Genomic DNA, 11,663 nt, shown 5'->3' on the forward strand with positions numbered 1-11,663 from the left:
GACCATGAAGTCAAATGGGACTCGGCTTGACCGCGCATAAAGCTGCCATGCGCCACCTGAAGCGGCTCAGATGCAGCGGCCGCCGTCGACCTCCAGCGCCACGCCGGTGATGAAGGCGGCTTCATCCGAGGCCAGCCACAGCGCCGCGTTGGCGATATCGAGCGGCGTCGAAAGCCGGCCGAGAGGGATCGAGGCGCGGAATTTTTCCCGGATCTCCGGCGTGTCGGCGCCCATGAACTTCTCCAGCATGCCGGTCTCGCCGGCGACCGGACAGAGGCAGTTGACGCGGATGTTCTTCGGCGCCAGTTCGACCGCCATCGACTTGGTGGCGGTGATCGCCCAGCCCTTGGAGGCGTTATACCAGGTCAGGCCTGGCCTCGGCCGAAGCCCGGCCGTCGAGGCCGTGGTCAGGATGACGCCGCCTCCCTGCCGGTCCATGATCGGCACGACGGCAAGCGCCGCGTGGTAGATCGCCTTCATGTTGACCGCGGTGATCAGGTCGAAGGTTTCCTCATCGATGCCGAGCATGTCGCCGTTGCGATGGGTGAAGCCCGCATTGTTGACCATGATGTCGATGCGACCGAAGGCGCTCTTGCCGGCATAGATCATCTCGTCGAATTCGGAGCGCAGGGAAACGTCGGTCTGGGTCCATATGGCGCTCTCGCCGATCTCTTCGGCCACCCGCTGGGCGCCCCTGGCGTTGAGGTCGGCGACGACCACGCGCGCGCCCTCTTCGGCAAAGCGCCTGGCCATGCCTTCGCCGAAGCCCGACGCGGCACCGGTGATGACGGCGACCTTGTTTTCCAGACGCATGGTTTTCCCGCTCATTGGATTCCGCAGCTTGACGTGACTTTTCCACCTGCCGCCCGGCCCACCGCGAGCCAGGCTACATCTCCCTTAGCTTTCGTCACATTCGCGTTCTATGCTGCAGCCGCGAACGCTTCCGGAAGCCATGGCTTGCCCGACGGGCCTGCCGGCGGCGCGAGTGTCGGGAAACATGTGGACCGATGCAAGTGCAAGCGATTGGTCCTCGCATGTGACACCATGGCACTGGAAAATTTAAATCGATTAGAATATACCAACCACGCTGCCGGCGCCCGGCATCAAATCGGACTGACCATGACCAGCCAGATCATTCCTGTCGATCCCTTCGACTTCATCATCTTCGGCGGCACCGGCGACCTGTCGGAACGCAAGCTCCTGCCGTCGCTCTACTACCGCCAGTGCGGCCACCAGTTCTCCGAGCCGACGCGCATCATCGGCACCTCGCGCGCAAAAATGACCGATGCCGAATTCCAAGCCTTCGCCAAGAAGGCGATATCGCAGCATGTGAAGCCGGCCGATATCGACGCCAAGGAGTTGGAAAGCTTCCTGGCCAGGCTTTCCTATGTCTCGGCGGACGCGACGAGCGGCACCGGCTTCGACAAACTCAAGAAGGCAATCGGCGACAGCGACCGCATCCGCGCCTTCTACCTCGCGGTGGCGCCGGCTCTGTTCGGCGACATTTCGCACCAGCTCAAGGAGCACAAGCTGATCACGCCGAGCTCGCGCATCGTGCTGGAGAAGCCGATCGGCCGCGACCTCACCTCGGCGCGGGCGCTTAATGACGCGGTGGGTGACGATTTCCACGAAAGTCAGATCTTCCGCATCGATCACTATCTCGGCAAGGAAACGGTCCAAAACCTGATGGCGCTGCGCTTTGCCAACGCGCTTTACGAGCCGTTATGGAACTCGGCCCAGATCGACCATGTCCAGATCACGGTCGCCGAAACAGTGGGGCTCGAAGATCGCGTCACCTACTACGACAAGGCAGGTGCGCTGCGCGACATGGTGCAGAACCATATGCTTCAGTTGCTCTGCCTGGTCGCCATGGAGACGCCGTCGTCGATGGATGCCGACGCCGTCCGCGACGAGAAGCTGAAGGTGCTGAGGGCGCTGAAGCGCATCAACGGCAATGAGGCGCCCAAGCACACGGTGCGCGGCCAGTATCGCGCCGGCGCCTCGGCGGGCGGCCCGGTCAAGGGCTACGTCGAGGAGCTCGGCAAGGACAGCAACACCGAGACCTTCGTCGCCATCAAGGCCGAGATCGGCAACTGGCGCTGGGCCGGAGTTCCGTTCTACCTGAGGACTGGCAAGCGGCTCGCCACCCGCGTCTCGGAAATCGTCATTGAGTTCAAGCCGATCCCCTATTCGATCTTCGGCGAGAGCGCTGGGCCGATCTTCGCCAACCAGTTGGTGATCCGGCTGCAGCCGGACGAAGGCGTCAAGCAGTACATCATGATCAAGGACCCGGGACCGGGCGGCATGCGGCTGCGCCAAATCTCGCTCGACATGAGCTTCGCGCAGTCTTTCCAGGGACGCGCGCCGGACGCGTATGAGCGACTGATCATGGATGTGGTGCGCGGCAACCAGACCCTGTTCATGCGCCGCGACGAGGTCGAAGCGGCCTGGAAGTGGATCGACCCGATCCAGAACGCCTGGGAAAGCGCCAGGCAGGAAGCTCAGGGCTACACGGCCGGAACCTGGGGGCCGTCGGCCTCGATTGCCTTGATCGAACGTGACGGACGGACATGGCACGAGAGCAATTGAGCGAAGTCCGTTACGGCTGGAACGGCTTTGCCGATCGCCAGGACCTGGCGACGGCGCTTGCCGGGCAGATTGCCGACCGGCTGAGCGACGCCATCTCGGAACGCGGCACCTCGCTGCTCGCGGTGTCCGGCGGCACCACGCCGGCGAAGCTCTTCGCCGCGCTGTCGACCGCGCCGATCGCCTGGGACAAGGTCACCGTGACGCTGGTCGACGAGCGCTTCGTGCCGCCGTCCTCGCCGCGCTCGAATGCCGGGCTGGTGGCGGCGAACCTGCTCCAGAACAAGGCAGCCGCGGCACGCTTCGTGCCGCTCTACCATGAGGCGGCAAGCATCGAGGATGCAGCCGCGGCGGACAGCGAAGCACTGCAGGCGCTGCCCTGGCCGCTCGACGTGGTGATCCTCGGCATGGGCGGCGACGGCCATACCGCCTCGTTCTTTCCCGATGCCGGCAACCTCGAGGAATTGCTCGACCCTGCCTCGCGACGGATCGTGCTGCCGGTGCATGCGGCAAGCGGCGGCGAGCCGCGGCTGACGCTGTCGATGGCGCGCATCGTCGCCGCCGGCTTCGTCGCGCTCCATATCGAAGGCGAGGACAAGCGCGCCGCGTTCAACGGCGCGATGGGTCCTGGCGCGAAGAAGCCTATCCGCAGAGTGCTCGAGGCGGCGCCGAGACCAATAGAGGTGTTCTGGGCACCCTGATTGCAACATGACGGCCCGACGGCGCTGGGAGGAAGTTGCCGGGCTCGAAAGGACGGACCATGACAGCCAGACGCGATATCGAAGCCATCACGGAACGCATCCGCCAACGTTCGAAAGCCGGCCGCGAAACCTATCTCGGCCGCATCGCGGAGGCTTCCAGCCGTACCGCCAACCGCGCGGTGCTGGGCTGCGGCAATCTCGCCCACGGCTTTGCCGTGTGCAGCCCGTCCGAAAAGATCGCGCTGGGCGGCGACCGCGTGCCGAATCTCGGCATCATCACCTCCTACAACGACATGCTGTCGGCGCATCAGCCCTTCGAGACGTTCCCGGCGCTGATCAAGGAAGCCGCGCGCGAGGCCGGCGGCATCGCCCAGGTTGCCGGCGGCGTGCCGGCCATGTGCGACGGCGTCACCCAAGGCCAGCCCGGCATGGAGCTGTCGCTGTTCTCGCGCGACGTGATCGCGATGGCGGCGGCGATCGGCCTGTCGCACAACATGTTCGACGCGGCCGTCTTCCTCGGCGTCTGCGACAAGATCGTGCCCGGGCTGGTGATCGCGGCGCTCACCTTCGGCCATCTGCCCACAGTCTTCATCCCGGCCGGGCCGATGACGACGGGCCTCGCGAATGACGAGAAGGCCAAGATCCGCCAGCTTTATGCCGAAGGCAAGGTCGGCCGCGCCGAACTGCTCGAGGCCGAGTCCAAATCCTATCACGGGCCTGGCACCTGCACCTTCTACGGCACCGCCAACTCGAACCAGATGCTGATGGAGATCATGGGCCTGCACACGCCCGGCGCCTCCTTCGTCAATCCGGGCACGCCGCTGCGCGACGCGCTGACGAGGGAAGCGGCGAAGCGGGCGCTGGCGATCACCGCGCTCGGCAACGCCTATACGCCGGTCGGGCGCATGATCGACGAGCGCTCGATCGTCAACGGCGTCGTCGGCCTGCATGCCACCGGCGGCTCGACCAACCACACGATCCATCTGATCGCGATGGCCGCCGCCGCCGGCATCGCACTGACCTGGCAGGACATTTCCGACCTGTCGGAAGCGGTGCCGCTCTTGGCGCGCGTCTATCCGAACGGGCTTGCCGACGTGAACCATTTCCATGCCGCTGGCGGGCTCGGCTTCCTGATCCGCGAACTGCTCGACGAAGGCCTGTTGCACGAGGACGTGCAGACGGTGTGGGGCCAAGGCCTGCGGCCCTATGCCGTCGAGGCGCGGCTTGGCGACGACGGCAGTGTCGTGCGCGAGGCAGCACCTCCGCAGAGCGGCGACGAGAAGGTGCTGGCGCCGTTCAAGAAGGCGTTCCAACCGACGGGCGGCCTGAAAGTGCTGGGCGGCAATCTCGGTCACGCCGTGATCAAAACCTCTGCCGTGAAACCGGAACGCCGCGTCATCGAGGCGCCGGCAAAGGTGTTCGACAGCCAGCAGGCGCTGAACGACGCCTTCAAGGCCGGTACGCTGACCGGCGATTTCATCGCCGTCATCCGTTTCCAGGGCCCGAAGGCCAACGGCATGCCGGAACTGCACAAGCTGACCACGGTGCTCGGCATCCTGCAGGATCGCGGCCAGCGCGTGGCGCTGGTCACCGACGGGCGCATGTCGGGCGCCTCCGGCAAGGTGCCGGCGGCGATCCACGTGACGCCGGAAGCGGTCGAGGATGGACCGATCGCCAGGATCCATGACGGCGACGTCATCCGGCTCGACGCCGATGCAGGCACGCTGGAAGTGCTGGTGCCGGGGACGGAATTCGCGCTGCGCCGTACGGCCGAAGCCGATCTCATCGGCAACGAGTTCGGCTTCGGCCGTGAGTTGTTCGCCGGCTTCCGGCAATTGGTCGGCCGCGCCGACCATGGCGCCGCCGCTTTCGGCAACGCCTGATCTTCTGACTTCAATAAAAAAGGGCGGCTCGAGGCCGCCCTTTTTTGTCCTGATCGCAGTGCCTACTGGACGGTGAGTTCGTTGCGCTCGCCGGCCTTAATGGTGAAAGGCGTCTCCTTGTCGGCCTTGTCGGTGGTGAAGTTGGTCACCAGCACGTAGTCGCCCGCGGCAAGCGTGGTCTGCATCTTCTCGCCGTAGGCGTAGGTCGCCTGCTTGCGCTCGCCCTGGATGTTCTTCTTGGCCTCGAAGATCTTGAAGCCGTCCGCGCCGGGCGCGTCGACTGCCACGACACCGGCATTCAGCGTCACGTTGACATCGGTCATCTGTCCGACCGTCACGCTGAAAGGCTGCTCGGTGGACACGGCCTGCACGTCGACGCCCATCACGTAGTCGCCGGGCGGCAGGTCGAACTGGCTGTCGGGACCATAGGCGTAGGTCACCTGATCGCGGGTGCCGTCGAGCTTCTTGGCCGCCTTGTAGACCTTCCAGGACACGTCCGCCCCGGTCTTTTCGCCGCCCTGAGTGTAGAAGGCGTTGGCCTTGGCCTTGCCGACGCCGACGATCATGTCCTTGTCGACGACCTGGCCTGCGACGAGCTGCATCGTCTCGCTCGCCTCGCCGGCTCCCAGCCTGACGCTGACCTTGGTCTCGCCGGTCGGGACGACATACCTGACCTCGCCGAAATTGGCGTCCGACGTGCCGCCTGGATAGGCGATGCTGATCTGCGCCCCACGGTCGATATCGGCGCCCGGCGCCGGCCGCGCGTGGATGGAGATCTCCGCTGCGTTCAGGTTGAGCGCCGGCTCCGCCGCCTTGTCGGCCGTGAGCGAGACCTTCTGCTCGGCCCTGGCGGCGCCGCTGGTGGCAACGACGATATAGTTGCCGGCGGCGAGGTGGAACTTGACGGTGTTATAGCCGTAGTCGACGTGCTCGCCGCCGACGCCCTTGGCGTCGTCCTTGAAGATTTCAAAGTAGACGTCGGACTTCGGCGCCTCGCCACCCTCCTTCAGCGGCGCTTTCGGGACGAGATTGTAGTCGATCTCAGCTGCCGTCGGCGCAGGAGCCGGCGCTGGTTCGGGAGCCGGCGCCGGAGCCGCGACGGTCTCGACCAGAGCTTCCTGCAGCGCTTTCTCGTCGGAGGCCTGGATGTATTTGCCGCCGGTGTTTTCGGCGAGGCAGGCGATCTTCTTGCCCTCGTCGGCGGTCAGGCCGAAGCCGACGACATCGGCTGTGAAGTCGACCCCGCTTTCCTTCAGCTCCTTGCCGAGCGCGCAAGGATCGCCGCCGCAGGTCTCCAGACCGTCGGTGATCAGCACCACCGTCGCCTTGTCCTCGGTGTATTTCAGCGCCCCGGCGGCCTGCTTGACGGCGGCCGTGAGCGGCGTCTTGCCGAGGAATTTCATACTGTCGGCCGCTGACGAGATGGCGCTGGCGGAACCGGCTTGCGGCGGCACGATCAGCTCGATGTCGTCGCAGCTGCCTTTGGTGCGATGGCCATAAGCCATGAAGCCGATCTCGTCGTCGGCCGGAACCGACTGCAGCACCGTTCGCAGCGATTCACGCGCGATCTCCAGCTTCGGCTTGCCGTCGATCTGAGCCCACATCGAGCCTGATGCATCGAGGATGATGATGACCTTGTTGGCGGCAAAGCCGAAACTGGTCATCGACAAAAGCAGGAGCGCCGCAGCGACGCTCCGTATCAGTCCCGCCATGGAAATCTCCTGAGAGTAGCCCTCGTCCGCGTTGCGAAAGCTATTTGACGCGGCATTCGGAGACAAGTCCGATGGCCGGCGAAGTCACTCAATAAGTGGTGCGCCGCTCTTCCGATGGCGGACGGCCGAATTGCAGCCGGTAGCTCTGCGCGAAATAGGAATGCGAGGTGAAGCCGGTGGCGATCGCCACGTCGAGGATCGGCATGTTGGTCTGGCGCAGCAATTCGCGCGCGCGTTCGAGCCGCAGCCGCATATAGTAGCGGCCAGGCGTCACGCTCAAATGGCGCAGGAACAGGCGCTCGACCTGGCGCACCGACAGCCCCGCCGACTTGGCAAGCTGCACCGCCGACAGCGGCTCGTCGAGATGGTCGGCCATCAATTCGACGATGCGCCTGAGCTTTTCCGACTTTCCGGTGAGGTCGCGCTCCGGTCCGACGCGCTGGCGGTCGCCGGCCGAGCGTATGCGCTCGTGCTGGAACTGGTTGGCGACGCCGTTGGCGAGGTTGGAGCCGAAATCGCCGCGCACGATCTCCAGCATCAGGTCGATCGAGGTGGTGCCGCCGGCGCAGGTGTAGCGCTTGCGGTCGATCTCGAAGACATTGCCGGTGCAGTTGATGTCGGGGAAACGCTCCATGAAGCCGGCGCGGTTCTCCCAATGGATCGTGCAGCGATAGCCATCGAGCTGTCCGGCCTCGGCCAAAAGATAGGAGCCGACCGAAAGCGCGCCCAGCGCGTTGCCGCGCCGGCCCCAGCTGCGCAGCGCGGCCAGCACCTTGCTCTTGCCGGGGAATTCGGTGGTGAGCCCGACCGAGACGAACAGGATGTCGACCGGTGGCATGTCGGCGACCGAATAGTCGATCTTCAGCGGCAGGCCGTTCGAGGCCATCACCGCGTCGCCATCGGCAGAAATCGTCGTCCAGCCATAGAAATCGCGGCCGAGCAGGCGGTTCGCCGAACGGAAGCAGTCGATAGCCGCCGCCAGCGAGAACATCGAGAATTTGTCGACCAGCAGAAAACCGAACTGACGGCCGCCCTGAACGGGATCGTTCGTGATCGGCCGTTCAACGGGAGCAGTCAGGTTCGGCAATGCAAAGGCTTTCTCAAAATCAGAAGGACGGCCGCTTCAACCCGGCCGCGAGGTAGGCGGAAGCTACAGTGTTCGCCATCAGCATGGCAATGGTCATCGGCCCGACGCCGCCGGGCACCGGCGTGATGGCCCCCGCGACCTTGGCCGCTTCGGCATAGGCGACGTCGCCGACCAGGCGCGACTTGCCCTCACCCTTCTCCGGCGCCGGGATGCGGTTGATCCCTACGTCGATCACGGTGGCGCCGGGCTTCACCCAATCGCCCTTGACCATTTCCGGGCGGCCGACGGCGGCGACCAGGATGTCGGCGGTGCGGGCCAGTGCCGGCAGGTCCCTGGTGCGGCTGTGGGCGATGGTGACGGTGCAGTTGGCAGCGAGCAGCAGATTGGCCATCGGCTTGCCGACGATGTTGGATCGGCCGACGACGACGGCGTTGAGACCGGACAGGTCCTTGCCGCGCACACGCTCGATCAAAAGCATCGAGCCCGCCGGTGTGCAGGGCACGAATGCCGTCTCGAGTTCGCCGGTGCCGAGCTTGCCGACATTGATGAAGTGGAAACCGTCGACGTCCTTTTCCGGCGCGATGGTCTGGATGACCTTTCCAGCATCGATGTGACCGGGAAGCGGCAATTGCACGAGGATGCCGTGGATCGACTTGTCGGCATTGAGGTCGCCGATGATCTTCAGCAATTGTTCTTCGGTGGAATCGGCCGGCAGCGTATGCTGGAGCGAATGGAAGCCGCATTCCTTGGCGGTGCGCGATTTCGAGGCGACATAGACCTGGCTTGCCGGGTCTTCACCGACGATCACCACCGCAAGGCCAGGCTTGGTAGCTCCCTTGGCCGACAGCTCCGCGGTCAGAGCCTTGACCTTCGAAACCACGTCCTCGGCGACATTCTTTCCATCAATCACTTCGGCCATCACCAACCCTCGCCTTCGCTTCGAGGCCGCATCGATGCATGGCCCCATTCCTTAATCGGCATTGTCGATCCACCAAAGCGAGACGCTTGCGGCCGAAATGCAGCGCGGCATTTTCACCAAAATTCGACAAGGCAATCCCGTCAAAGCGTCGTCGGATGCCGTAAACCCGAAACCGGCCGCTTTTATCGAACCACGAGTCGTTTAGAAACACGGACGCCTTAGAAATAGCGGCGGCGCGTGCGGCTTTCGGTCAGCTCGCGCACCGCTTCGCGGAATTCGCGCAGGCTGGCGCGGATATCGTCGATCTCGCCCTGCTGATCGGCGGGGGGCTGGCCGGCGGGGGGCTGGTCGACCTCGCCGGCGGCCGGCGACCGCTGATGATAGGGTGCCGCCAATGCCGAATAGTGATCCTCGTAGGGATCGGCCCGGCCATGGTCCGCCCGGTAGGAATAGGAATAGCCCTGCTCGTATGGCGGCCGGAAGTTCTCCCGCGCCGATGTCTGAGCCCGGGGGTAGCGTTCTTCCACGGCAGGCGCGCGCCAGGCGCTTTCGGGCGGAACAGAGTCCATATCCACCGTTTCAACCGGCTCGCGCCGCACGAAATAGCGAACCGCCGAGGCAAGCGAGCCGAAAAGCCCCGGGCGGCCGGCATCGTTGGCCGGTTCCGGCGGTGGCGCGACGGGTTGGACTGGAGCCGGCGCGGCTGCCGTCGTCGGAGGCAGCGCTGGAGGTGAGGCGGACGGCGGAGTGTAGGATGCAGCTGCCGGCGGCGTGTAAGATGCGGCTGGGGGCGGCGTGAACGACGGCGGCGGCGTGAAAGACGCGGCCGGGGGCGGCGGCGTGAATGACCGAGCCGGAGGCGGGGCGACAGGTGGGGCCGGCGGCGTCACAAGCGGTGGCGGCGGCGGAGCGGCCCTGTTGGAACTGTTCTCCATCATTGGAGCGCGTTCATCGACGCTGCGGCGCGAGCGGTTATCGGCCGTCTCGCGCAGGCTCGCATAGACGCCGCGCAGCCCGCCCAGGCCAATGCCGGCGAACAGGCCGGCGAACAGGCCGGCCAAGGCCATCACCGCACGCGACGGCCCCTTGGCCTGCAGTGGCGCATAGGCGTCCGAGATGACGCTTATGTTGGCGGTGTTGATGTCCTTCTGCTCGCCGGTTTCCTTGGCGCGCAACAGGAACTGCTCGTAGACGGAACGCTTGGCGGCGGCCTCGCGCTCCAGCTCGCGCAGCGAGACCAGATTGTTGTTGACGTCGCCGCTCTGCACCTTGGCCTGCGCCAGGCGCGACGACAGGTCCTGCTCGAGCTGGACGGAGCGCTTCAGGTCGACCTGCAGGGAGGACGCGATGCGCTGCAGCTCGGCGCTGATGCGCTCGCGCGCGCCGGCGAGTTGGGCGTTGAGCGCCTCGATCTCCGGATGACGGGGCCCGAGCCTGACCTCGGCGCGATCGGCTTCCTGCTTCAATGCCGCATATTGCGAGCGCAGCTCGCTCATCATGTTGGAGTTGATTTCCTCGGGCAAGGTGCCGCTAAGCACCGAATTGACGTTCAGCGAGCGGGCCGAGGCGGCGCGGGCATTGAGCTCGAGCGTGCGGGCGCGGGCGACGGAAAGCTGCTCGTTGAGCTTCAGCATCTGGTCGTCGCTGATCAGGTGGCCCTGCGCGTCGACAAGGTCGTGCGTCGCCCTGAAATCCTCGACCTGGCGTTCGGCCGTCTCGACGCCCTTGCGCAATTCGCCGAGCCTGGCGGTGAGCTCGTCGTTGGCGCGGCCCGCCGTGCTGGACTGGATCTCGCTGGAGATCTGCCTGAAGGCCTTGACCATGGTGTTGGCAATCAAGGCGGATTTCTCGGCGTTCTGCGTGGTGGCGCTGACCGAGACCACGAAGGTCTTGCCGCCGCGCTCGACGTCGAGGCTGTCATACAGATTGCCGACCGCCAGCGCACGCTTGCGCGCTTCGTCGGCGGGGCTCGCATCCTGCCGCGACAGGATCGAGCGCAGCGTCGACATCAGACCGATGCCGCCCTTGCCCTGGCCGTTGAATTCGGGGTCGTTGGTAAGATTGAGATCCGTGACGACCTTGTTGAGAACGGTGCCCGAAGTCAGGATGCGAACCTGGTTCTCGACGATGGCGAGGGTCGCATCCGAGGCGACCACGTTCTGCGTCAGGTCGCGATCGGTGAGCTTGAGGTCGCGCGGGTCGACAATGACGTCGGTCGTGGCCTCATACTTCTTCGGCGTCGACAACGCGATGGCGACGCCGAGCGCCGCGCCCAGGATGGTTGTCGACAGGATCAACGCCTTGGATCGCGTGACGCCGTGAACGACCTGCATCGGGTCGATCAGCGGTTTCCACTCCTCGGAATAGCCGCCGGCAGACGGCCGGCCTGCATGGCGAGGTTCGGGAGCGGCCTGCGGCTGGCGGCCTTCCGCAGTTGCCTCGTAGCCCTGCCCGAACGAAGCGGGCCGATTTCTTCCCGCGCGGTCGTCCCCGGTTTCGGCCGTATCCGAATCCGGGTCCGCCTGATCGTGGTCAAATCCGCCGGTCTCGGCGGGACGCGGGTTCAACTTTTCTTCGCGCTCGGAACGCGCGGCGCGATGGCGCGCGGCTGCGTCCTCGCGCCAGGAAGAATTGGCTCGGTCGCCGATCGAGACCGTCTTGTCGTCGCCACGCATGGCTTGGCCGAGCGCGAGCAGAGAACGCTCGCGCCTCCAGTCATCACGGTTATCCCTGTCGACCATTGTCCTGGAACTTGCTCTCTGGCGGCTTGGGCGC

8 protein-coding genes are annotated in these 11,663 nt (G+C 65.3%); 3 read left to right on the plus strand and 5 right to left on the minus strand.

Annotation, left to right across the window (positions count from 1 at the left end):
- Positions 1-66 precede the first annotated feature (66 nt).
- A complete protein-coding gene (locus FJ957_RS18100) occupies positions 67-813 on the minus strand; it encodes an SDR family oxidoreductase (protein WP_140833627.1) in 747 nt (248 codons plus the stop codon).
- A 306-nt stretch (positions 814-1,119) separates the two neighbouring features.
- Between FJ957_RS18100 and zwf the strand changes: the two genes are divergently transcribed.
- Genes zwf through edd form a run of 3 tightly spaced genes read left to right on the plus strand, consistent with a single transcriptional unit; the run spans position 1,120 to position 5,170 of the window.
- A complete protein-coding gene (gene zwf, locus FJ957_RS18105) occupies positions 1,120-2,589 on the plus strand; it encodes a glucose-6-phosphate dehydrogenase (protein WP_140833629.1) in 1,470 nt (489 codons plus the stop codon).
- On the plus strand, positions 2,571-3,287 hold the full coding sequence (gene pgl / locus FJ957_RS18110; protein WP_140833630.1) for a 6-phosphogluconolactonase: 717 nt from the start codon (positions 2,571-2,573) through the stop codon (positions 3,285-3,287). Before zwf ends, pgl begins: the two co-directional genes overlap by 19 nt.
- A 59-nt stretch (positions 3,288-3,346) precedes the next feature.
- The gene (edd, locus tag FJ957_RS18115; RefSeq protein ID WP_140833632.1) at positions 3,347-5,170 is read left to right on the plus strand and encodes a phosphogluconate dehydratase; all 1,824 of its coding nucleotides are present in this window, start codon (positions 3,347-3,349) and stop codon (positions 5,168-5,170) included.
- Between the two features lie 62 nt (positions 5,171-5,232).
- Here the strand turns inward: edd and FJ957_RS18120 are convergent, their stop codons facing one another.
- From FJ957_RS18120 to FJ957_RS18135, 4 genes are all read right to left on the minus strand, one after another.
- Positions 5,233-6,882 (minus strand): VWA domain-containing protein, encoded by a 1,650-nt coding sequence (locus FJ957_RS18120; protein WP_140833634.1) that lies wholly within the window; start codon positions 6,880-6,882, stop codon positions 5,233-5,235.
- Positions 6,883-6,970: 88 nt separating this feature from the next.
- On the minus strand, positions 6,971-7,969 hold the full coding sequence (locus FJ957_RS18125; protein ID WP_095819786.1) for a GlxA family transcriptional regulator: 999 nt from the start codon (positions 7,967-7,969) through the stop codon (positions 6,971-6,973).
- A 19-nt stretch (positions 7,970-7,988) separates the two neighbouring features.
- Positions 7,989-8,888, minus strand: a complete 900-nt coding sequence (gene folD / locus FJ957_RS18130; RefSeq protein WP_140833636.1) for a bifunctional methylenetetrahydrofolate dehydrogenase/methenyltetrahydrofolate cyclohydrolase FolD — start codon at positions 8,886-8,888, stop codon at positions 7,989-7,991.
- Positions 8,889-9,106: 218 nt separating this feature from the next.
- Entirely contained in the window at positions 9,107-11,629 is a 2,523-nt protein-coding gene (locus FJ957_RS18135) for a GumC family protein (protein ID WP_140833638.1), read from the minus strand.
- Positions 11,630-11,663 lie beyond the last annotated feature (34 nt).

This window comes from Mesorhizobium sp. B2-4-6 (assembly GCF_006442775.1).
Classification (GTDB): Bacteria; Pseudomonadota; Alphaproteobacteria; order Rhizobiales; family Rhizobiaceae; genus Mesorhizobium.

Bases quoted from the DNA above. Each gene is read 5' to 3' on its own strand.
- edd (WP_140833632.1), top strand. From the start codon at position 3,347: ATGACAGCCAGACGCGATATCGAAGCCATCACGGAACGCATCCGCCAA.
- FJ957_RS18120 (WP_140833634.1), bottom strand. From the start codon at position 6,882: ATGGCGGGACTGATACGGAGCGTCGCTGCGGCGCTCCTGCTTTTGTCG.
- FJ957_RS18135 (WP_140833638.1), bottom strand. From the start codon at position 11,629: ATGGTCGACAGGGATAACCGTGATGACTGGAGGCGCGAGCGTTCTCTG.
- FJ957_RS18100 (WP_140833627.1), bottom strand. From the start codon at position 813: ATGCGTCTGGAAAACAAGGTCGCCGTCATCACCGGTGCCGCGTCGGGC.
- folD (WP_140833636.1), bottom strand. From the start codon at position 8,888: ATGGCCGAAGTGATTGATGGAAAGAATGTCGCCGAGGACGTGGTTTCG.
- pgl (WP_140833630.1), top strand. From the start codon at position 2,571: ATGGCACGAGAGCAATTGAGCGAAGTCCGTTACGGCTGGAACGGCTTT.
- zwf (WP_140833629.1), top strand. From the start codon at position 1,120: ATGACCAGCCAGATCATTCCTGTCGATCCCTTCGACTTCATCATCTTC.